Origin of the sequence: Caballeronia sp. PC1 (genome assembly GCF_021353155.1) — a bacterium.
In the GTDB taxonomy this organism is placed as follows: Bacteria; Pseudomonadota; Gammaproteobacteria; order Burkholderiales; family Burkholderiaceae; genus Caballeronia; species Caballeronia cordobensis.
Map to the genome: position 1 here is coordinate 899,041 of NZ_JAJUBH010000003.1, position 21,580 is coordinate 920,620.

Below are 21,580 nucleotides of genomic sequence, written 5' to 3' on the forward strand. Positions count from 1 at the left end.
TCCTCTCAGCTTTTTTCTGTCGCCGACCAAATGTGGCATCGCTCAAGCCGAGTTTGTCTGTCGCGCCAACAACGGAATATTGTTGCAAAGTCGCCGTATGCTTTTACCGTAAGCTTCGCTGGCGTACCGCACAGATGCCGGTCTTCCCAGCTCGAGGACGCCTTGCGATACGATTCCGTAAAGCAGCCATCGCCTTCAACGGATCGCTTAATGAATTAGCCGGTCCCAGTGCGTTAATTCAATTTTGGCGGTCAGTGCGTATTCACACGCCTCGGCCGAACTCGGCTGCATACTGACGTTGTTGACACCGAACTCATGCCATTCGACGAAGAAGTCAGTCGTTTCGTGCGAATCGCGCCTCGTAACTTTAACGCGCAGAGTCTTTTCGAACAACGCTGTCAAGACGAACTATTTTCCGTCGCTCTATTTCGCAGGTAAGTTTGAATTAGAAGGCACGACAGCCACCCACAAATGTCGAGATAGGAAACCTCGATTTCGACTTTAGTTGCATCTGTTTGTTACGTGCTCCAACTGAATCGCCGTCGGGGATGAACGGTCTTATACGCAATAAATGAGGTCATAAACAGCTTCATCGAAGCTAGAGTTATCCTAACTCTTTGTTCATTTCTCGACGATTCGAATTACCTCATGGAGTCTGTAAGCAGACTGATAGCCGGTTTGATCGTCGATCCAGAGCGCGCAATTGTTTAGATTTCTTCGGTCATTCTTCCGACGGTTCGCATTGTGCGTGATACGCACTATTTTACGTAAAGAATTATCAGCGTCGCGCTAGTCGTCGCGCCTGCTTTCAGCATCACCTATCCCACGGATTGCGAGCAAAGTATGCGTCGATTACTTTCGAGCATTCTCTGATGCAGAAGGTCAATCCAACGGTCGGAACCGAATGCGCGGGTTATACCGCAGATACGTCATCCCTGATGATAGAACGGCATAGCGCTGCAATATCTGCATCGCGTCAGTGTAGCCGTTTCCGCGCTCTGCGCGGGGCCTCAGGTAACACGCCAAAAACTCGCTGGCTTCAAAACGCCGGCGCTCAAACGTCTAGCGTCTCGAGGCAAGACTACTTCGGATACTTCAACAGCCTCACTGCTGTCCGTCAGCTACCGCATCCGGCTTGCAATGTGCTCAGGGAGGTTTTCGGGAGTTACAACCACTACGGAAGACGGTTGCGAAATCGCCGCAGGAGGCAATAGCTTGTGAAAGTGAAGTACATGTTGGCATGCAGACCGCATGTCTTGTCGAAGGTCGTGATAAATCACAGCGTGTATTTTTCGTTTGCGAAGCAAATGTACGTTGTCACGGTCCAAATCGTGACCGATAAAGCAACAGATTACTTGATTTGCTGCTTCCAACGCGCGCAGGATTGCCATATTTCCACCGCCCATCGAATATACAGCAGCAATCTTGGCATTGCGCGAGAGAGCTTCTTCGATTTTCGCTTCGGTCGGTATGTCCAATCCGTGGCCCCCGCTCGCGTCAAGTAAATCCAGATTGGGATAGTGCATGCGGATGGCCCGACGAAAGCTTATTTCACGTTCTTCCTCGCCGCGAAATCGTTCGTCACTCATCGTTATCAGCACCGTGCTTGGTGATCTTCTGAGCCATTGTCCGATGAGATACGCGGCCGTTGCTCCAGCGACCCGATTGTCTAGCCCAGCGTAAGCGATTCGGCCGGACAGCGGAACGTCAGTGAACGTGGTGACAACAGGAATGTGCTCACGCTGGAGCGCACCGATTGCATGTGAAATTTCCGGCACGTCGCGTGCCTTCAGGAAGACGCCGTGGCTTCCACGCTTCGCAATCGATTGAAGTGCATCTACAACCTCCGCAGTCGTCATCGTCTCCCGAAGGTGGAAGCGTGGCCTGAATATGGCCGGATGAAAACTCGGGAGTTCGGATTCGAGCGCCTCCTGAATCTCGCTAGCGAAGCGGTCCGGTGCCTCAACCAAAACGTCAATGACAAGCTTTCGGCCGGATGTCGCCAATTGCAGTTCTTGCTTCTCAAGCTCTTTGATTGCCTGCTCGATTCTCCTTCGCGTACCTTCCCTGACGTTAGCGCGGCCGTTTAAGACTCGGTCGACAGTGGCTATACCGACGCCGGCCTGGAGCGCTATCTCCTTGATAAGAAAGCGATGAGCCATGTTCACACTTTTCCAATTGATAGATTTTTGATGTGTTTATGTTAACTCGTGTGCTCGCTTTTAGCCTATGCTGTGACTCAATAACAAACGAAATCAGTCGACTGTAGCGCCGGGCGTGGCACCATTGAGCCCGAATCTGATAGATTTCTGAGGTGATTTGTCGACGCACGTGGCAACCGGGAACGGGTACCCTCCGGTCCAGGCCTCAGCCTGCTTCCTTTCGCAAGGAGACAAATTGCTAAAAAAAACCGTACCGTTGCCGTGTCATGGATCAGTTCAAAGAAGTTCAGCTTTTCGTCGAGGTCGCCGAATCGGGCAGCATCAGCAAAGCCGCAGAATCAGTAGATCTATCGATTTCTGCAGCAAGCCGCTACCTAATTTCCCTCGAGTCGCGGCTTGGCGTGCAACTGGTTCGGCGTACGACTAGAAACCTTGCTCTCACCGAAGCAGGCGTAGAGTTTTACCGGCGTTGCAAGAGCATCCTCGCCGACCTCATAGAGGCCGAGTCGGTAGTCAAAGACTCCACCGTGCGCCCTAGCGGAACACTGCGAGTGACGGCGTCGCTCTCATTTTGCACTCAGCACATTGCACCGTTACTACTTGATTTCACAGCGCGCTACCCGGAGATATCCGTCGAGGTTATTGCAGCAAACCGCTACTACGACATCATCGAAAATGGTATCGATGTTGCTGTCCGTACGAAAGTGCTGGAAGCTGACAGCAACATCACGATAAAGCGGCTTGCATCCACGAGACGAATTCTTGCAGCCGCGCCGTCTTACATAAAGGCACACGGGGCGCCGCGGTTCCCAGCGGAACTAGGAAGACACCGCCTGCTGAACTATGGACTTGCGGATAACCCTCGTGAGCTTTCGTTTCAACGTGATGGCCAGACCATCGTCGTGAATGTCAAACCCCTTCTTGAGTCCAATGACGGACAAGTCCTTCGAGTCGCGGCAATGGAAGGCATGGGCATTCTTGTTCAGCCGAAGTACATCGTGTACGACGACTTGTTAGCAGGCCGCCTTGTTCCAGTGCTTGACGAGTGGGATTTGCCCCGCCTGACCATGAACATCGCTTTCCAGACTCGTGCCCACATGCCGGTCAAGGTGCGACTCTTCATCGACGCTCTCGTCGACCGTTTCGCGAAAAACGAATTCGAACGGCTCTGGACGCACTGACGGACCGATGCAAGGGTGCTGGTGCCGCGCCGACTACCGCGTGGCGCCGGCACATGGGCACTATGTTCGCCCGCCGTACGACTTTCCCAGTCATCGCGAAAGACATTCCCTTTTCAGCTCTGTTTTGCCAGAAACCACAAATATAGACTTGTATCCAAGCTGCACAAGAAAATTGATGGAGACACGTAATGCCCAAGACAACGCAATCTGTTCATGCGCCTTCTCCGTATTTCGATGAGGCTAAATCGGCCGAAGTCGTTAACGCACGCATGACCTCCGACGCCAATCCTCGGCTGCGCGAAGTGATGGCCGTCTTGGTCAAACACCTGCACGCGGCCGTCAAGGAAGTCGAGCCGACCCACGAAGAGTGGCTCAGCGCGATTCGTTTCCTGACACAGACCGGTCAGATGTGTACAGATTGGCGCCAGGAATACATCCTCTTGTCGGACATTCTTGGCGTCTCCATGCTTGTCGACGCCATCAATCACCGAAGGCCCAGCGCTGCCACTCCGAACACGATTTTGGGGCCGTTCTATGTTGAGGGCGCACCCGAGTACGAGAACGGAGCAAATATTTGCCTCGACGCGAAAGGCGAGCCAATGGTCGTTCAGGGTCGTGTCACCGACGTTGAAGGCAATCCTATCGTGAACGCGAAGCTCGAGGTCTGGCAAACTAACGACGACGGCTACTATGATGTTCAGCAAAAAGGTATTCAACCCGACCACAATCTGCGCGGAGTGTTCCACTCCGATTCCGATGGCCGTTACTGGTTCAAGTCGGTCAAGCCTCGTCACTATCCCATTCCGTCGGACGGCCCCGTGGGCAAGCTTCTCGGCGCGCTGGGCCGTCATCCCAATCGCGCCGCTCACTTGCATTTCATCGTAACCGCACCAGATTACGACGCAGTCATCACGCACATTTTCACTCCCGATTGTCCCTACTTGGGCGAGGACGCTGTGTTTGGAGTAAAGCGCGAACTCATCGCCGACTTCCAAAGAATCGAAGACGAGGCAGCTGCAATGCGCTTGGGGTTTGCTTCAACGTTTTGGTCCGTGGACTGGAACTTTACCCTCGCGACCACTACACAGCGCGAGCAATCCTCTGTCTGAGTAATTCCCCTACGCCCCTTCATGCAAGGGAGTCAGGGTTGCCCGATTGCTTCAACAACCTTCGAAACCCGAGAGAATTATGAGCGCCCAGAACATTGAACTGCTGGCAGCGTACTGGACTATTGCCGGCGATGTGTACCCCTGTGCTCCGAATGAGGTAAGCCCATTTCCATTAAGAGACCGCGCTGAAGCCGCATCCCGCGCCGGATGGAGAGGCATCGGTCTCATCCTTGACGATTTGAAACACAGCGTTCAAACGTACGGCGTCGATGGCGTGAAAAAAATCCTTGAAGACACTGGGATGAAGTATTTCGAGCTAGAAATTCTTGTGGACTGGTATAGAAAGGACGAGACGCGCGCGATATCGGACCGTAACCGTCGAGATTTTATCGAAGTGGGCTCTCAACTCGGAATGCGCAACCTGAAAATTGGTGCAAGTCATCTCGACGAAGCCACCCCCAACTTAGAACTCGTGGCTGAAGAATTTGGCCGACTCTGTGATGACGTAGCTCAGGTGGGCGCGAACGTCTCGTTAGAATTCATGCCTTTCTCCAGCATCAGCACGCTGCAGCAAGCGCGGACCATCGTCGAAAGTGCAAACCGGCCCAATGGTGGCCTGATGCTTGATATCTGGCATGTGGCGCGCAGCGGTGCACCATTTAGCGATATCGAATCCATTCCCGCACGATTCATCACGGGTGTCGAACTGGACGACGCCAATACGCAAGTGGTCGGTACGCTGTTCGAAGACACACGGTTCCAGCGTCAGCTCTGTGGTGAGGGCGACCTCGATTGTCCCGCTTTCATTGATTCGATTCAGAAAGCTGGTTTCGCCGTTCCGTACTACGGCGTCGAACTCATCTCCGAAACGTTCCGCAAGTTGCCGCTCGAAGAAATGGCTACGCGTGCGTATGAAACGACTATGGCGCAGTTCACGACAACTGCGAGCGTTTAAGCGACCGATTTCAATAAAAGGAGACGATGATGACTCGCATTGCAGTTCTCGGAGCAGGCCGTATCGGAAAGATTCACGCAGCGAACGTTGCATCGAACTCGGACGCGAAGCTCGTCGTGGTTGCAGACCCGTTCGAAGGCGCAGCCAACTCTTTGGCGGAGAAGCTCGGTTGCGAAGCGTCCACCGACTGTCTCTCTGTTATCGAGAGGGACGACGTCGATGCTGTCGTCATTGGCACGCCGACCGATACCCACATCCAGTTCATGCTTCATGCGGTTTCAAAAGGGAAGGCAGTTCTCTGCGAGAAACCCATCGACCTGGATATGAAAAAGTCGCTCGCGGCAGCCAAGGAGGTCGAACGGCACGATGGACGCGTGATGCTGGCATTCAATCGTCGATTCGACCCGACGTCGCAGGCCTTCCGGAAAGCCATCGATGATGGGGAAGTCGGTGATGTCCGACAGGTTGTCATTACCAGTCGCGACCCCGGTATGCCCCCGCGAGAGTATGTGACGCACTCCGGCGGCATCTTCCGCGACATGGTTATTCACGACCTTGACCTCGCACGATGGTTTCTTGGAGAAGAGCCCATTGAAGTGATGGCCACTGGTAGCCGGCTCGTGGAACCAAGCCTCGCGGAAGTTCCGGACTTCGATACGGTCATGCTGCAACTGCGTACCGAAAGCGGAAAGCAATGCCACATCAATTGCTGTCGCGAGGCCGTCTACGGTTACGACCAACGCCTCGAAGTGTTCGGCTCCCGCGGCATGCTCCTTCAGGAAAATCTGCGACCCTCCACGATTCGCCGCTGGAGCGCGAGTGCAACCGATGCCCGTGAGCCGCTCCTTAACTTTTTCCTGGAGCGCTATGAAGCGGCATATAAGACGGAGCTCACCGCCTTTGTAGAGGCATTGCGAACGAACACTACGTTCCCGACTTCTGTTGCGGACGGGCTTAAAGCGTTGCGGCTTGCTGACTGCGCTCTTGAATCTGCGATGTCGTGTAGGTCAGTTAAAGTCTAACCAATAACTGGAGGAGCACAGAAATGGCTCAGAAAATTGCAGCTGGCCAGACCCTTGGCGTCGCTTGCCTCGGCATCACGCACCCGCATACCTCGGGCCGTGTGAAGGCTATTCAACGTCGCTCCGACGCGAAGATGCTCGGTGCGTGGGATAGCAGTCCATTGCTTGCCCCGTTTGTGGATGCGCTTGGACTCGAGACTCGTTCGAAGGAAGACATCCTAGCCGACGACAACGTGCACGTCGTGCTGGTCCATTCCAAGAGCGAAAAGATGGCGGACCTTACCATCGAAGCGCTGGAGGCTGGAAAGGCAGTCCTGTGCGAAAAGCCGGCTGGCCGCAGCGCGGTTGATGCAAAGCGCATCGTTGACGCCGTCGAGCGCACGGGCGGACTGGTTCAAGTCGGATATTGCTGGCGGTTCGCACCGTCAATCGACGCAATGCAAGAGGCGATTCACAGCGGCCGTCTCGGCCGCGTGGTTCAGGTACGAGCGCACGCGGGATGTTCACATAACGAGGCTGGGACGGCTCATATGACGCAGCCTGGTGACATCGGCGGTGCTGTCTTCGTCATCGGATGCCACACCATTGACCGCATTCTTCTTCATTTCGGCATGCCTAAGTCGGTGAACGCTCGAATTACCAAGTTTCCGGACTTTCACGGTGACGAGTCGCGCGAAGACGCAGCCGGCGCAGTTCTAAACTATGAAGACAAAATCGTCACCCTTGATTTCATGTCATGGGATGTCTTGCCTTGGACGGAAACTTGGGATTTTACAGTCTACGGAACCGATGGCGTGATGTCGGCGCGCTCGCTCCCGTCCAGCTACAAGCTTTACGATGCAGGAAATGGCGCTCACCCGAAGGGGTGGACGGAATGGAGCGAGACGAGCTTCCCCGAAATCTGGGCAACGAAGAAGACCGTGTATTCGCCCGAAATCGCTGAAATCGGAAATCCGATTTACTTCGACCGTGAAGGAAACGCGTTCTTCGATGCGCTTCGCAACGGCACCCCGTCGGTCGTGTCTGCAACTCAGGCATACAACATTAACCGCCTTCTTGAAGCGATGTTCGAATCCTCAAAGAAGGCAGGCACGGAAATCTTCCTCGAATAACAACAAAGTCGTTGATGCCAGAATCGGCATCAACGACCAATTCAAGGTCGGAAGAAAGCCGGCCATTCAGTATGTAATCCTAATCAGGAGACAGAGATGAATATTTTCAAGAGCTTCGCATTGACCATTGCAGCCTCAGTTGTGATGTCGACGTTTGCCGTCACCGTGCATGCGGAAGACAAAGGCGTAGTCGGCATCACTCTTCCGAACAAGACTCAATCCCGCTGGATTACGGACGGAAACAGCATGGTTGCCGCTCTTAAGGAGAAGGGTTACACCGCTGACCTTCAATATGCCAACGATGACGTTCCGACTCAGGTTAATCAACTTGAGAACATGGTATCCAAGGGCGTTAAGGCGCTGGTCATCGCGCCCATCGACGGCAAAACACTCTCTGACGTGCTGAGCCTGGCCGCACAGCGACACATCAAGGTCATCTCGTATGACCGACTTATCCGCGACACCAAAAATGTCGACTACAACGCTACGTTCGACAACTTCCAAGTCGGCGCGCTGCAAGCACAAAGCATCGTCGACATCTGGAAGCAAAAGGGTAGCAAGACACCCTTCAACGTCGAGATTTTTGCAGGCTCCATCGACGACAACAACGCGCACATGGTCTACGACGGCGGCATGTCTGTTTTGAAGCCCTATATTGACAGTGGAAAGTTCGTTGTTCGCAGCAAGCAGGTTTCTATCGACAAGGTGGCAACCCACAATTGGGACGGCGCGACAGCTCAGGCACGCATGGACAACCTGCTCAGCGCGAATTACGGCAATGCACGCGTAGACGCAGTTCTCTGCCCGAACGATGGCATTTCCATCGGCATCATCTCCTCATTGAAAGGCGTGGGCTACGGAACGCCTCAGCAGCCGATGCCGGTCATTACTGGACAGGATGCCGAAATGCAGAACGTCAAGGCAATTATCCGTGGTGACCAAACGACCACGGTGTACAAGGACACTCGCCAACTGGCAACTATCGCGGCCACGATGGTCGATGACGCCTTGACCGGAAAACCGGTCCCGGTCAACGACACAAAAAGCTACAACAACGGAGCGAAGGTTGTTCCCACGTATCTCGTGAAGCCTGTCCTGGTCGACGCCAGCAACTGGAAGAACACGTTGGTCACCCAAGGCCACTACTACACCGAAGCGCAATTGAAGTAATGCATCAAGGAAGCGGCGTTGAACGTTGTGAACCATCAACGTTGCTCTGACGTGCGCTTAGTGACCCTACGAAGGAACCAAGATGGATACGATTCTGGAGATGCGCGGTATTCAGAAGAGCTTCGGCGCGGTAAAAGCATTGACCAACGTCGACCTCTCAGTCAAGCAAGGTGAAATACACGCGATTTGTGGAGAAAACGGCGCTGGAAAGTCGACGCTGATGAAGATTCTGAGCGGCGTATATCCGCATGGGTCGTTCAACGGTTCGGTCGTCTACGACGGAATCGAGCGGGAGTTCGATGGGATTCACGAAAGCGAGGCGGTAGGCATCATCATCATCCATCAGGAACTCGCGCTCGTTCCCATGCTGTCGATAACCGAGAACATCTTCCTCGGGAATGAGCAGGCAAAAGGCGGAGTCATCGATTGGCAAGGGTCCTTCGCGAAAGCTAAGCAACTGCTTGGGCGAGTTGGCCTGACGGACGCTCCGGACACGTTAATCGGAACGCTCGGCATCGGAAAACAGCAACTGGTCGAGATTGCGAAAGCTCTCTCAAAGGAGGTCCGCCTTCTTATTCTTGATGAGCCGACCGCGAGTCTGAACGATAAGGATAGCGACACTTTGCTGACTCTGCTGCTGGAGCTCAAATCGCGGGGCGTCACATCCATCATTATCTCGCACAAGCTGAACGAAATCTCACGGGTCGCAGACGCCATCACGGTGATTCGGGATGGGTCAACGGTCGACGCGCTTGACTGCAAAGCCGAATCGGTGAGTGAAGACCGAATCATCAAGGCGATGGTTGGACGGGAGATGTCGGACCGGTACCCTAAGCGGACTCCTGATATCGGGGAGGTTGTATTTGAAATCCGTGACTGGCGAGTGCAGCACCCAACGCAACGAGAACGCACCGTCATCAAAGGCGTCAACCTACAAGCCAGGCGAGGTGAAATTGTCGGGATTGCGGGATTGATGGGCTCAGGCCGCACGGAACTCGCAATGAGCGTTTTCGGGGGTACTTACGGCCGCGATATCTCCGGAACGGTTCTGATGAAGGGGAAGCAGGTTGACACGTCGTCCGTGCAAAGAGCAATCAATTGTGGGATCGCTTATGTCACGGAAGACCGGAAGGGAAACGGTTTGCTGTTGGACGACAACATCCAGCGCAACATCAGCCTCGCGAACTTGGGCGGCGTTTCGAAAGCGGGCGTCGTGAACGAGCATGAGGAAATCACCGTCGCGTCTGACTTCCTCAAGAAGCTTCGGATTCGAGCACAAGGTGTGAACCATGTCGTGGGTAATCTGTCGGGCGGCAATCAGCAGAAGGTCGTCTTAAGCAAGTGGCTCTTCTCGGAGCCGGACGTGCTAATTCTGGACGAGCCGACCCGTGGAATCGATGTTGGCGCGAAATACGAGATTTACAACATCATCAATCAAGTCGTTGCCGCAGGCAAATGTGTGGTCATGATTTCGTCTGAAATGCCCGAGCTCCTCGGCATGTGCGACCGCGTCTATGTAATGAACGAGGGACGCTTCGTCGGCGAATTTACTGCGGAAGAAGTTTCGCAGGAAAAAATCATGCGGGCAATCATGCGCAATGGAGGAAACTGAAATGAGAAAAGCTCTTTCACCGGCTGTGTCGCCGGACACTGAAGCAAAACGCAATGACTCGCTGAAGGCAATCAAGCGAGGCCTGAGTGAGTACGGGCTCCTGATTTCGCTTGTGGTCATCATGGCTTTCTTCCAGGTTGCTACCAGCGGCGTATTGATGCAGTCGCTCAACCTGACCAACCTCGTACTTCAGAACAGCTACATCGTCATCATGGCGCTGGGCATGTTGATGGTGATTGTGTGCGGTCACATCGACCTTTCCGTAGGCTCGACAGCGGGATTTATCGGTGCTCTCGCGGCAGTATTGATGGTGCAAATGAACGTCAATTACGTGCTTGCTACCGTCCTCTGCATCTTAGCCGGCGCCGTTATTGGGGCGGCACAAGGATACTGGATTGCTTTCTGGCGCATGCCTTCGTTCATCGTGACGCTGGCAGGTATGTTGGTTTTTCGCGGCTTGACCAACCTTGTGCTGCAAGGTCAATCAATTGGACCTTTTCCGAGTGACTTTGCAAAAGTCAGCTCCGGTTTCATTCCGGACGTGTTCCATGGCCAAGGTTTGCACATCACGTCAATTCTGCTTGGAGTAGTCGTCGGCGCGCTTTTCTTCTTTATCGAGCTGCGTCATCGCTCAAGCGCTGCGAAGCATGGCGTTGAAAGCGGCTCGGTTTCGATGTTCGTTATTAAGAATGTCGTACTTACGGGGTTGCTCGTGTTTTTCTGCTACCTCCTTGCTTGCTACCGCGGCATGCCGACCGTGCTGGTCATCATGGGTGTTCTGATTGGTGCGTACACCTTCATCATGAACCGTACAACCATCGGACGACGTATCTACGCAGTCGGCGGCAACGTTAAAGCAGCGAAGCTTTCTGGGGTGAATACGCAAGGCGTCAGTTTCCTGACGTTCGTCAACATGGGGATACTTGCTGCGCTTGCTGGCCTCATATTCGCGGCACGTTTGAACAGCGGCACGCCGAAGGCTGGTACCGGCTTCGAACTCGACGTGATTGCCGCCTGCTTTATTGGGGGAGCTTCGGCCTCCGGTGGCGTCGGCAAAGTTCTCGGTGCGGTTGTAGGCGCGTTCATCATGGGCGTGATGAACAACGGCATGTCGATTATGGGAATTGGCGTAGATTATCAACAAGTCATCAAGGGGCTTGTGCTTCTCGCGGCGGTCTTCGTCGACGTCTATAACAAAAACAAAGCCTGACCAAACGAGTGCTGTAGATGCGTAGTGAACGACGCATCTACAGCGCGCCCGACCGATTCCCAACTTTCGGTGGCCCAGCAGTCATCGGTATATGAACGTAGAAAGAGTCACGGCGCTTCGTCGCTTCGCGTTCAGTTTTTAACACATGGACTCAACATGATTAAGCACATCGTGATGTGGAATGTTCGCGGCGAGACGCCTGAACAAAAGCAGCAGACTGCGGAGATGGTCAAGAACGCTTTCGAGAGCTTGGGCGGAAAAATTCCTGGGATGACCAGGCTTGAGGTCGGCATGGATGTTAGCCGGGTCGATTACGCGTGCGACGTAGTTCTTTACACGGAATTCGAGAATGAGGAATTTCTGCAAGCTTACGCCAGCCACCCGGAACACCTTCGAGTGCGACAAGCGCTCGGAGACGTTCGAGTCGCGCGTTACCAAGTCGATTATGTTTGAGCATGCCTCCAATCCCTTTCATGAGGACCATCCCCATGTATGACTTCATCTATACCACCCAGTCTTCGCGAGTAGTGTTCGGCGCTGGAAGTTTGAAGCTGGTCCAAAGGGAAGTCGAAGCACTGGGCGCGAGACGTGCGATTGTTCTGTGCACGCCCGAGCAGCGGGAGCAAGCTGAAATTGTCTCAGGGCTTCTTGGTCCTTCTAGCGCAGGAGTCTTCGACGGCGCAGTCATGCATGTGCCGATTGAGCACGCACGGCAAGCCAGGGAGTTTGCTAACTCAGTTAGCGCTGATTGCGCGGTGGCCATTGGAGGCGGGTCTACCATTGGACTTGGCAAGGCCATAGCGCTCGAATCGGCACTACCCATCCTTGCTATTCCGACAACCTACGCCGGTTCGGAGATGACCCCGATATTCGGAATCACCGAGGGAAATCTCAAACGGACTGGAAAGGACCCGCGCGTGCTTCCTCGCACGGTCTTGTACGACCCGGAGTTATCGGTGAGTTTGCCGGTCAAGATGTCTTTTGTGAGTGGCCTGAACGCTATCGCTCACGCTGCGGAGGGCATCTACGCGCAGGACGGGAATCCGGTAGTGTCCTTGATGGCGGAGGAAGGGATTCGCTCCCTCGCGCAGGGTCTGAGTGGATTACAGAGCAATGCACGGGCAATGCAAGCGCGCAGCGAATGTCTTTACGGAGCCTGGCTTTGCGGAATGGTGCTCGGCAACGTCGGCATGGCCCTGCATCACAAGCTTTGCCACACTCTTGGCGGGACATTTAATTTGCCTCATGCGGAGACTCACGCGATTGTGCTCTCTCACGCGCTCGCGTATAACAGTGTGGCCGTCCCTGATGCCATGGCACGGATTGCTCGTGCGCTTGAGTCAGAGTCGGCCGCCGATGGCATCTACGATTTAGCCCGAGCGTTGAATGTTCCGATGGGATTGCGCGAGATTGGCATGAAGGAAGATGACCTCGACCGCGCGTGCGATGTAGCGCTATCAAACCCTTACTGGAACCCTCGTTCAATCGAAGCCGTGCCCCTGCGTGGACTACTACAACGGGCGTGGGAAGGGAGTCGGCCTCAGTCTTAGGAAATATGGAAAAACGAAATCAAATATGCCCTGGGAACACAAGCGGTAACGATGCCGGCGGAAATCTCGTGCTCAAAAATGGACTGTCGGACAAAGACAAGAGACTCATCAGAGAAGGCCTAGAGGCGCTTCTTCGAGAGCGCTCGGTGGCGTTCCGATTTGCGCAAGATACCGCTCTTGTTAAAGGTAATCGACAACTTGATGTCCATGATTTTGAGCTTCCTGACATCCTCCGGCTGAGTCGGATTCTGTGCGGATAAAAGCCACCAATACTTTCGAAAAAAGTCGATGAGCTAAGGCGGGGTCTCCGTCAGCGGCTAGGTTGTTTTTTGCTGATGTATAGAATGGGTTCGACTTGGTTTTCCTACGCGATGATGGGTCAGTTTTGCACGCGTATCAAAAAATACCTCTAATTCTGTTATCCATATCTTTGATATGAGCGCACTCATTCGGCTGCAGCCAAGGCTCGTCGCGAGTTCGGCAGCCGATCGGGCCAACTGAGCGGCAATTGTGCTTGCTCGGCCTCAGCTGCCAGCATGTCGTGCATTGCACCGGAGCGTGCGCCTACAAACATGCGCTCGACAGGAATCTCGGGATGCACCTGAAATGGAAGTTCGTCAAGCGATACGCCGCGAGCTAGTAGGACGGCATTGCGCGACTGAGCGATGTAACAGAACGGACAAGTCAGGTCGTACCAATGTGTGATCGTAGCCATGGCGTGACTGTGGACCAAATTGCAAAGTAAATCACAGTGTAGCCGCAGTGACCGGCACACGCATTTTAACGATCCTGCCGCAGTCTGTTGGCGTGCGGATGTCCGAGGGCTATTTCAAAAGTGTTTCGACGAAATCTGCCGCCACTCCAATGTCCGAGAATACGCGGCAGCCATTGATACTCTCTAGATTCGTGTGGGGCTGCGTAACCAGCGTGTGCAAGGGACCCTCGGTCAGGAAGGCATCGCAGTAGCTTAGTGCGGCGACTGCATGCTGAAAATCGTAGTAGTCGTTTGGTTTGAACTTCCGGCTCTTGTCCCAGCGCATCGCTGCGTGGAGGGACGCACCGATATGAATAGACCGAAGGATACGTCTGGTCTCGGGTCTTTCAAACGCGAGATACAAAGCGTTACGGCACATATTGACCGATGTCGCACGCTCTTCTGGTGTGCGCGGCAGCGAACGGGCGGCCTGCTTCTCAGCAAGCTCATGCATGATGTCGGCGGTCACCTCTCCCGCGAGCTCGATGCTCCCCATAAGTTCAATATCGTACGTTTGAGCGAAGGATCCAAGCTCGCGTTTATGCAGCGCGTTCATATCGTTGGTCTGAGCCGCCAACTCCACGAAATCGTTCGGTCCGAAAGGTTTATCGCCAAAAATTTCGACCATCTCGTTGAGAGAGAGATTCCACAGGTAGTCGTGAAACGCTTTTTGGATAGCAAGTTCCTCGTCAAGTGGACGTGCCGCTAGTGTCGGGATGGATGGGCCGAGGATGTTTGCGACTTTCGTCCACATCAGCTCTTCGATTGGGAAAAGCTCAATGCATCCTTGGCCTTTGAGCAAAAACGTGTAGATTTCCGTCCCCAGGACCGTATGTGGCTCAATCAAGCCGATACCCATACTGAGTTCATCGATAACGCGCGCAGTGCCAACCCGACGTCCAGGGCTGTAAGGTTGCTTCATTAGCTCCAGGAACATGGCGGAACTGATTGGACACAGGAGGCTTCCCTCGGTGACGCCGCGGCGGAGATAGGCAAGCAAAGCCTGTGATGCAGTGTCGCATCGAACGCCGAGCGCGGCGTCACGCATGAAGATCCAGAAGCGAGCATCCAGATATATTTTCCTGCGAGGGCAGATCTTTCGACCGAGTTCGATTTGGCGGGAGCGGATGTGCTGTTCGATGCTCATGCTTAAAGGGAAATAAAGACTCAGAGGATGTCTCCGATGGACGCGAGCTTAAAAAGTCTCAGCGACTGCTCGTAGATTCCTTCAATCAACGAACAGCCGCTCTAGCTTCGCTCAGTCTTGTTTTAAGTTGCGGGACGATACAACACAAATCGAACAGGAAACCCTCCGTAACGCGTGTTCGATCGGAGCTGCCAATCGGGAGTTGTTGCTCCGACTCTTTGATGTCAGGCTAGAACGTCAAGGCAGCATGAATGCTATCTACCGCCGCTTGATTGAACAGGATGCGGTAATTTTGCGAGTAATTAAGCACATATCCGCTCGTTGCGGTAGACGACGCCACCGGATAGGAGTTGCCACCGACATCCGTATTTGCTTTGATCAACGAGCCATCGTAAACATTGCCATTCAGCTCGAAATAGATCCGATACTCAGTGGTCGTCAAGTTCGGACGGGCTGCGCTAGCAACAAACATGTTGACTCCATTCACAACTCCAACCACGCCGTCGGTGGACTTGTAGGTTTTGGCGTCAGCGCTAGAATAAATGCCGCCTTTCAGCATGAGTACCGCGATCGTTGTGTTTGACGCAACAGGGGTGGGGAGGCTTCCGGTCGTGGCTGCGGCATAGTCGATGACCGTATAGCAGTCTCCCATCTCTAGCTGCTGATAACGAAGGTAGGCCGCGCCACTCTTCCAAGTTGCGGTTGCACTCAAGAGCGCAGGATTGAAATACAAGGAGTTCAGATTTTGCGCTAGTTCAGTCGGAGCAGAAGCGACCGCGCCGGAAAGTGGGACCTTTACGATGCCGTGACGCATGCGCTTCTCAACGGTCGTGTTTCCGTCTTCTGAAAGCGTGTCCACTTCAATCGCGTCACCAAGATAGCCTACGCGCTTCAGGCTGTTCGATCCAACGACAATTTTCCCGTTTATTAAGAATCGGGTAACAGACGCAACCGCTGGTGCGGGCAGCGTAGCAGCAATGGAGCTAGGAGCACTGGCGTTCATTGACTGACTACTTCCATTTGAGGGCGAGACTGCGAGAGAAGCGTGCGTTTCCGTCAGATAGTGCGTGCCCGGTTGCGGCACACCAGTGTATGGAAGTTCCCAATCGAGCACATAGGATGCCGATGGAGACAAAGCGAAGGTCTCGAAGTCTTTCTGCGCTGCGCTCACGTAAGGCGTCGGCGCTGAACTTCCTCCTCCGCATCCTTGAATAGTCACCATTACCGAAAGCGCAAAGAACATCGTCGCGCATTTTTCAAGACTGTTCATACTCTCTTCCTTGTGTTTCTTTTAGTGTGTTTCGTGGAACAACCTACGGCTTGATCCCAAGAATTGGTTGGAGCCCGGGTTGAAACGCGCGACGAGCGACGGCAACTTTTGACCAATAGGCTAATGGCGCCTTGGTACCGCACGATATCCGCTACGAGTGCGAGAAGCGCGCATCGTTATTGTCGGCAGGATTCGTGGGAGCTTTAAAGCCCCGGCTACATTAAAGCCTTATTTTTAAGGATTTTTAAGGCTGGAATGGTCTGCTTCACCCAACTCCAAGGCGCGATGCGGCCGCGCCAGCCGTTGCTGCCACTGCCACAGCACCGATTAGCATCGCAATCCCGTATCGAAACATGAAGGGAATCGGATTCGTTTTTAGCTGCGACTCAACTTCCTTTGACTCCAGTTCCCATCCTCGATGACAGACATCGCAGGCGATGCTGTACCGCTTGTCGGTCACCGCCCCAAACAAGAAGTAGAGGTGAAAATACCGGTAGGTGATACCAAGGCTAAAGGAACGCTCTCTCTCGCAGGTTTGGCAGTGCTGTGTGGCCATTTGCCCCAAGCCTTGCGCTTTTCCACGGCTTCCGAAAATCAGCATCGCTGTCTCCTCACTTAATCACGCGAGTTAACGGCTTCGATTTGGAATGACTCAGTTTGAATAGGCGAACGGTCTGTTCTGTCTGTGAAATGTCGGGCGAGCTTGACAAACGTTCGTGGCTACGAGTCGACGCTGGCGTCGCGGCAGAACGAGAATCTGCGGACTGCTTCTACGTCTCGTGCGCGTCAATTCAGCTGAACTGCATGCCGCGAATTCGAGACATGTCGTACGTTAGCGGACAACCTTTCACGGCTTACAAGCCGTTTGGATGAAATCGGCATCCTGAATCCACCGACTAACATTCCGCTGTCAATCGTGAATGATTCTCGTTTATACTCGCGTCCGTTTCATTACAAGTTATTCCAGCCTTGGTGGCTTGACCTGCTAAACAATGACATTCGACCAAACATCGCGCGTCGATACCCGCGCAACTAGCTTCACTGCAAGACCCGATCACTTGGCTTTGGCGATTGCAGTTTTATTCCTCGCGCAGCCGAGTGTAAGTTCGGCGCAAGAGGCAGAAGCCGCGGGTACAAAAGCGGCAGAGGACAAGAACACCACAACGCTTGACGCAATTAAGGTTTCGGCCGATTGGCTTGGCAGCGGGTTACAGAACAGCGTGAAGACCTTTGCCGGTGCTCGGTCGGTCGTTGATAAAACAGAAATCAATCAGTCGGGGGCGGCGAGCATCGGCGATGTGATGCGCCGCATTCCTGGCGTGCAGTCGACGGACAATTCCGGTACGGCAGGGAGCACGATCTCATTAAACATCGGTGTGCGCGGGCTCACCGGGCGTTACACTCCACGCTCCACCGTGCTCCTCGACGGCATTCCGCTTGCCGTCGCGCCCTATGGACAGCCACAACTTTCGTTCGCGCCGATCAGTCTTGGCAACATCGAGACAATCGATGTGGTGCGCAGCGGTGGCTCGGTGCGTTACGGCCCACAAAACGTCGGCGGAGTGATCAATTTCCGAACCCGAGAGATTCCGACCAAGTCAGGGCTCACGGCCGATGCGTCCGTGCGTGAAAATTTCTATACCACAGGTGGTGGCACCAACACGCAATATTCGACATTCCTTGGCACACAGATGGACAACGGCCTCGGCGTCGCCTTGCTCTATTCAGGTATGCATGGTCAGGACTGGCGCGCCGGAAGCAAGGAGCATGTCAACGATCTGCAATTAAAGTGGCGCTTCGAGCTGACTCCTAGCTCTGAGCTCTACGGCAAGTTCTCATACTACGACGTGACCTCGCGCACGCCCGGCGGTTTGACCGTCGCGCAATACAACCAAGACCCTTTTCAAAACACGCGTCCAACGGATTATTGGACCGGCGAGCGGAAAGCGGTCGACGTTGGCTACCTGAACACAATCTCTGCCAACTCGGAATTTGAAGTCCGCGCGTTCTATAACGAGAGCTATCGAAGCAGCGTGCTCATCAATAACCCGCGCACGCAACTTGCCTATCAGCCAAGGAACTACAACACGACCGGCGTAGAGCCACACTATACCCAACGCTTCACCATCGGGCCTGTCCAACAGGACGTGACGATCGGATATCGTTACGTCCGTGAGCGGGGCGACGACAACAGCTATAACCAGACGATCGCAACCGGTCTTATTGGACCCACTAGCACCTTCGACAATTCGACGGACGCGCATGCCGTTTATCTTGACGACAAGATTGCGTGGGGGCGTTGGCGCCTGACACCTGGCATCCGGTTCGAACATATTTCGTCTGAGCGCAACAACGTTTCGCTCAATCAGTTGTATGAGTCGACCAATAATAAGCCGCTGCCTGCGGTGAGTCTGTCCTATCTAGTCAGTCCTACGCTAACTCTGTTTACTGACTACAGTACGTCCTTCGGCCCGGTTCAGAACATTCAGCTTAACTCGCAATCGGCAACCAATCCGCTCCAGTCCGAAGTTGCAAAGACGTTCGAATTTGGCGCGCGATGGACGAGCCAACAAGTTCACGCTGAGGTCACAGCGTTCAATATGCGCTTCGACAATCAAATCTTGCAGGTGCCGGGTATAGCGCCGCCAACGTTCCAAAACATTGGCGCGACCAAGCATCAAGGCGTAGAGACGGCTATCGACTACGCCTTTGCAAGCGATTCTGTACTTAGCGGGCTTGATGCGTATGCCAACTTTACGTACACGAAGGCGATTCAGAAATCAGGCACAACGGCAGGCCTTGATGTTCCGTTCTATTCGCGCATCACCGACACGATGGGACTGCGATATCAGAAGGCTGAATGGACGTTCAATTTTTCGACCACTCACCAGAGCTCTCAATACTCTGACCTACAGAACACTGTCGCTGAGCCCGCTGATGGCAGTAACGGCCGCGTTCCCGGGTTTCGGGTGTGGGATATTCAAGCGGACTGGAAGATTCCCGGTTGGAAGGGCAGCGACTTGACGCTGGGAGTCAACAACTTATTTGACAAGCGGTACTACACTCGAAACGTTGACAGCAACGCAGGCCGGATGGTTGGCGCTCCACGCATGGTCTACGTGCAGGGACACTTTGTCTACTGAACGCTCGCGTAGTGGTGCACCTGCAACCAGCCTAATGAGGTTGCGTCGCTACTGGCTTGTTGGGCATCGATGGCTCGCGCTGTCAGTAGGGTGGCTTCTTGCCCTTGCCGCCCTAACGGGCATCCTGCTGATGGTCGGCGTTCCAGTCGATGAAAGGCTCAATCGTAATCTTTTCGAGGTTCCGCAACCCACATCGCAGGAACGGGTCGGTCTCGAAGCTGTGCGTCTTCATATAGAGGCAGAGTTTGGCGCCCATGCGATAACGTCTCTCAGGCTGCCGCGCGTGTCGACCGAAACGCTCGCAGTGAATATAAAGAGCGGCTGGAAGGGCACAGCCTATGTCAATCCCTACACCGGCGTCGAGGTCGGAAGACGATCGCAAAACGAAGGTTTCGTCAATTTCATCTTCAACATTCACAGTTCGCTTGCCTGGGGAGCTACGGGTAAAGCGATCCTTGCATGGGTTGCGCTGAGCTACCTTTTACTGCTGCTGTCCGGCGTCGTCTTATGGTGGCCAAGGCGAGGTCTTCCAGTATTCAGACTCGAGATGAGTCGAGGCAGGGCCATTGCACTTTACGATTTACATCGTGTCGGGGGCTCGGTCTTCGGTCTTTTGATAGCAATATCGGTTGCGACAGGTGCATTCATGGCCTATCGCCCGCTTGGCGGGTGGATCAATTCGATAGCTGGCGTCAAAGCTGCGTCAGCGCCCAAGGCCCGGACGACTCAAGCCGGGGCAACATGCTCCCTAGACGAATTGTTGGCTCGTGCGCAGGAACAATTTCCGGATGCTCGGCCAAGCCTTCTGCAACTTCCTTCGAAGCCAGGTGAACCTGCACGCGTTCGCCTGCATTCTCCAGATGACCCGCACCCGAACGGGTTGACTTCCGTATGGCTCAACCCAGCCACCGGGGAAGTTCTCATGGCACGCCGGTGGAACGAGCTTGATCCTGGCGCGCGCGCCGCCTCTGTAATTTACCCGCTGCATACGGGAGAAATTGGCGGGTTGCTTCTAAAAATTCTCCTGACCGTTGGTGCGTTGACGCTCGTTTTGCTTTGGGTGACCGGCCTATGGCACTGGGCACGCCGCGGGTGTCAAAGGCGAAGGTGACGCGTTGGTGTGTGGGTGGCGTTTTCTGTCTAATCGGCGACATGGCGACAGTTTCGCGTTTCGTTTCGTGCCGGATGTCGAGATTCGCTTAACTCTGAACTTTGTTCGCTCAAGTCTGAACTCCGTCCGAGGAGCGGCGACCTTGATCGAGCGTCGTGGAGCAGCGGGAGTATTTGCCGCGGGCGCCTCGTTGGTTTTGGGACCGGTTCTAGAAGGCGCGGGGTACGGGGAGGTGCATCCGGCTGAAGCCGGCCACAACCGGTCGCTGACGACAGCGTCTAAATCGTTGAAAATCTCGCACCGTAGGTCCGAGTGCAGGTCACCTTACAAGGCGTTGTCAGCACAAATGGCAATCCCAGCAAATCCCGGCAGTTCAGAAACGCCCGCTCATCGGCTCGTTATCATCGAGGGCATCATGGGTTCGGGCAAGTCAACGACGATGCGATTCGTTGCCAAGAATCTGCAAGACTCGGGGCAGCTGGCATCGCCGTTACATGAAAGGACGGACCCCCACCCGGTGCGAGCGACGGACGAACTTGAACACTGGTTCGAGCCGTGGAGGGACGCGACACCGCAGCATCTCGCCGACCGCGCACTCGGTAGATGGGCCGCTTTTGTCGAGGCAACACAGAGGGATTCACCAATCCCGGTGATGGATGGTCAACTGTTTCATGGAGACCTAACTCACCTGCTGCTGATGGACGCCGAATCAGCACTGATTTTTAACTACGTAAGCGCGTTGGCCGCAATCATTGCGCCGCTTAATCCATTCGTTCTCTACCTTTGGCAGGAAGATGTGGAACAAGCTGTTCGAACCGTCTGTACTGAACGCGGCTCCGAGTGGATCGATTATCAGGTGAACTGGAAGCTCGCAAGCCCGTACTGTGTTCGAAAAGGTTACCAAGGGTTCGAAGGGTTGACCTCCTTATATCGGGATTATCGGCGAATCACCGACGATCTGTTTGACCATCTACCGCTGGCCAAGCTCGCGATCGAGAATTCCAGAAGAGACTGGCCAGCCTACGAGAGCCAAATTTTGAACGCTTTGCAGTTATCGGTTCGGCCGTGAACG

18 protein-coding genes are annotated in these 21,580 nt (G+C 54.3%); 13 read left to right on the forward strand and 5 right to left on the reverse strand.

Going from position 1 to position 21,580, the window contains the following annotated elements:
• Positions 1-1,121: 1,121 nt before the first annotated feature.
• Positions 1,122-2,162: a LacI family DNA-binding transcriptional regulator gene (locus LY284_RS28785; protein WP_008348857.1), complete on the reverse strand. Its 1,041-nt coding sequence runs from the start codon at positions 2,160-2,162 to the stop codon at positions 1,122-1,124.
• Between the two features lie 266 nt (positions 2,163-2,428).
• On the opposite strand from LY284_RS28785, the gene LY284_RS28790 reads away from it, so the two are divergent.
• The 10 genes from LY284_RS28790 (at position 2,429) to LY284_RS28835 (ending at position 13,083) form a co-directional block, all read left to right on the forward strand.
• Positions 2,429-3,343 carry a LysR family transcriptional regulator gene (locus LY284_RS28790; RefSeq protein ID WP_008348855.1) on the forward strand — a complete coding sequence of 305 codons (915 nt, stop codon included), beginning with the start codon at positions 2,429-2,431 and terminating at the stop codon, positions 3,341-3,343.
• 188 nt (positions 3,344-3,531) lie between these two features.
• Positions 3,532-4,452, forward strand: a complete 921-nt coding sequence (locus LY284_RS28795; RefSeq protein WP_008348853.1) for an intradiol ring-cleavage dioxygenase — start codon at positions 3,532-3,534, stop codon at positions 4,450-4,452.
• 79 nt (positions 4,453-4,531) lie between these two features.
• Positions 4,532-5,407, forward strand: a complete 876-nt coding sequence (locus LY284_RS28800; RefSeq protein ID WP_008348851.1) for a sugar phosphate isomerase/epimerase — start codon at positions 4,532-4,534, stop codon at positions 5,405-5,407.
• A 26-nt stretch (positions 5,408-5,433) separates the two neighbouring features.
• Entirely contained in the window at positions 5,434-6,429 is a 996-nt protein-coding gene (gene iolG, locus LY284_RS28805; protein ID WP_233389600.1) for an inositol 2-dehydrogenase, read from the forward strand.
• A 23-nt stretch (positions 6,430-6,452) separates the two neighbouring features.
• Positions 6,453-7,541, forward strand: coding sequence for a Gfo/Idh/MocA family protein (locus tag LY284_RS28810; protein ID WP_008348847.1), 1,089 nt, complete (start codon positions 6,453-6,455; stop codon positions 7,539-7,541).
• A 96-nt stretch (positions 7,542-7,637) separates the two neighbouring features.
• Positions 7,638-8,711 carry a multiple monosaccharide ABC transporter substrate-binding protein gene (gene chvE / locus LY284_RS28815; protein WP_008348845.1) on the forward strand — a complete coding sequence of 358 codons (1,074 nt, stop codon included), beginning with the start codon at positions 7,638-7,640 and terminating at the stop codon, positions 8,709-8,711.
• An 82-nt stretch (positions 8,712-8,793) separates the two neighbouring features.
• Positions 8,794-10,323: a multiple monosaccharide ABC transporter ATP-binding protein gene (mmsA, locus tag LY284_RS28820; protein WP_008348844.1), complete on the forward strand. Its 1,530-nt coding sequence runs from the start codon at positions 8,794-8,796 to the stop codon at positions 10,321-10,323.
• Between the two features lies 1 nt (position 10,324).
• Positions 10,325-11,533: a multiple monosaccharide ABC transporter permease gene (mmsB, locus tag LY284_RS28825; RefSeq protein WP_008348842.1), complete on the forward strand. Its 1,209-nt coding sequence runs from the start codon at positions 10,325-10,327 to the stop codon at positions 11,531-11,533.
• A gap of 156 nt (positions 11,534-11,689) precedes the next feature.
• Entirely contained in the window at positions 11,690-11,986 is a 297-nt protein-coding gene (locus tag LY284_RS28830; protein WP_008348841.1) for a Dabb family protein, read from the forward strand.
• A gap of 35 nt (positions 11,987-12,021) precedes the next feature.
• Positions 12,022-13,083, forward strand: coding sequence for a maleylacetate reductase (locus LY284_RS28835; RefSeq protein ID WP_008348840.1), 1,062 nt, complete (start codon positions 12,022-12,024; stop codon positions 13,081-13,083).
• A 445-nt stretch (positions 13,084-13,528) separates the two neighbouring features.
• Here LY284_RS28835 and LY284_RS28840 read toward each other — a convergent pair whose 3' ends face one another.
• The 4 genes from LY284_RS28840 to LY284_RS28855 all read right to left on the reverse strand — a co-directional run bounded on the left by LY284_RS28840 (position 13,529) and on the right by LY284_RS28855 (position 16,855).
• Positions 13,529-13,798, reverse strand: coding sequence for a DsbA family protein (locus LY284_RS28840; RefSeq protein ID WP_083909444.1), 270 nt, complete (start codon positions 13,796-13,798; stop codon positions 13,529-13,531).
• Between the two features lie 109 nt (positions 13,799-13,907).
• Positions 13,908-14,984, reverse strand: coding sequence for a hypothetical protein (locus LY284_RS28845; protein WP_008348839.1), 1,077 nt, complete (start codon positions 14,982-14,984; stop codon positions 13,908-13,910).
• Between the two features lie 229 nt (positions 14,985-15,213).
• Positions 15,214-16,254 carry a hypothetical protein gene (locus tag LY284_RS28850; RefSeq protein ID WP_051078998.1) on the reverse strand — a complete coding sequence of 347 codons (1,041 nt, stop codon included), beginning with the start codon at positions 16,252-16,254 and terminating at the stop codon, positions 15,214-15,216.
• Positions 16,255-16,519: 265 nt separating this feature from the next.
• Entirely contained in the window at positions 16,520-16,855 is a 336-nt protein-coding gene (locus LY284_RS28855; RefSeq protein ID WP_008348837.1) for a hypothetical protein, read from the reverse strand.
• Positions 16,856-17,246: 391 nt separating this feature from the next.
• Here LY284_RS28855 and LY284_RS28860 point away from each other — a divergent pair, with 391 nt between their 5' ends.
• From LY284_RS28860 to LY284_RS28870, 3 genes are all read left to right on the forward strand, one after another.
• Positions 17,247-19,397: a TonB-dependent siderophore receptor gene (locus tag LY284_RS28860; RefSeq protein ID WP_083909443.1), complete on the forward strand. Its 2,151-nt coding sequence runs from the start codon at positions 17,247-17,249 to the stop codon at positions 19,395-19,397.
• Positions 19,398-19,431: 34 nt separating this feature from the next.
• Complete coding sequence (locus LY284_RS28865) at positions 19,432-20,508, forward strand: PepSY domain-containing protein (RefSeq protein WP_233389602.1); 1,077 nt, start codon at positions 19,432-19,434, stop codon at positions 20,506-20,508.
• Between the two features lie 142 nt (positions 20,509-20,650).
• Positions 20,651-21,577 (forward strand): hypothetical protein, encoded by a 927-nt coding sequence (locus LY284_RS28870; protein WP_233389603.1) that lies wholly within the window; start codon positions 20,651-20,653, stop codon positions 21,575-21,577.
• Positions 21,578-21,580 lie beyond the last annotated feature (3 nt).

What these genes read in the sequence shown, in the direction of transcription:
- LY284_RS28835 (WP_008348840.1), top strand. Translation starts at nt 12,022, where the DNA reads ATGTATGACTTCATCTATACCACCCAGTCTTCGCGAGTAGTGTTCGGC.
- LY284_RS28840 (WP_083909444.1), bottom strand. Translation starts at nt 13,798, where the DNA reads ATGGCTACGATCACACATTGGTACGACCTGACTTGTCCGTTCTGTTAC.
- LY284_RS28810 (WP_008348847.1), top strand. Translation starts at nt 6,453, where the DNA reads ATGGCTCAGAAAATTGCAGCTGGCCAGACCCTTGGCGTCGCTTGCCTC.
- LY284_RS28795 (WP_008348853.1), top strand. Translation starts at nt 3,532, where the DNA reads ATGCCCAAGACAACGCAATCTGTTCATGCGCCTTCTCCGTATTTCGAT.
- LY284_RS28850 (WP_051078998.1), bottom strand. Translation starts at nt 16,254, where the DNA reads ATGAACAGTCTTGAAAAATGCGCGACGATGTTCTTTGCGCTTTCGGTA.
- mmsA (WP_008348844.1), top strand. Translation starts at nt 8,794, where the DNA reads ATGGATACGATTCTGGAGATGCGCGGTATTCAGAAGAGCTTCGGCGCG.
- iolG (WP_233389600.1), top strand. Translation starts at nt 5,434, where the DNA reads ATGATGACTCGCATTGCAGTTCTCGGAGCAGGCCGTATCGGAAAGATT.
- LY284_RS28845 (WP_008348839.1), bottom strand. Translation starts at nt 14,984, where the DNA reads ATGAGCATCGAACAGCACATCCGCTCCCGCCAAATCGAACTCGGTCGA.
- LY284_RS28865 (WP_233389602.1), top strand. Translation starts at nt 19,432, where the DNA reads ATGAGGTTGCGTCGCTACTGGCTTGTTGGGCATCGATGGCTCGCGCTG.
- chvE (WP_008348845.1), top strand. Translation starts at nt 7,638, where the DNA reads ATGAATATTTTCAAGAGCTTCGCATTGACCATTGCAGCCTCAGTTGTG.
- LY284_RS28790 (WP_008348855.1), top strand. Translation starts at nt 2,429, where the DNA reads ATGGATCAGTTCAAAGAAGTTCAGCTTTTCGTCGAGGTCGCCGAATCG.
- LY284_RS28830 (WP_008348841.1), top strand. Translation starts at nt 11,690, where the DNA reads ATGATTAAGCACATCGTGATGTGGAATGTTCGCGGCGAGACGCCTGAA.
- LY284_RS28860 (WP_083909443.1), top strand. Translation starts at nt 17,247, where the DNA reads ATGACATTCGACCAAACATCGCGCGTCGATACCCGCGCAACTAGCTTC.
- LY284_RS28785 (WP_008348857.1), bottom strand. Translation starts at nt 2,162, where the DNA reads ATGGCTCATCGCTTTCTTATCAAGGAGATAGCGCTCCAGGCCGGCGTC.
- LY284_RS28800 (WP_008348851.1), top strand. Translation starts at nt 4,532, where the DNA reads ATGAGCGCCCAGAACATTGAACTGCTGGCAGCGTACTGGACTATTGCC.
- mmsB (WP_008348842.1), top strand. Translation starts at nt 10,325, where the DNA reads ATGAGAAAAGCTCTTTCACCGGCTGTGTCGCCGGACACTGAAGCAAAA.
- LY284_RS28855 (WP_008348837.1), bottom strand. Translation starts at nt 16,855, where the DNA reads ATGCTGATTTTCGGAAGCCGTGGAAAAGCGCAAGGCTTGGGGCAAATG.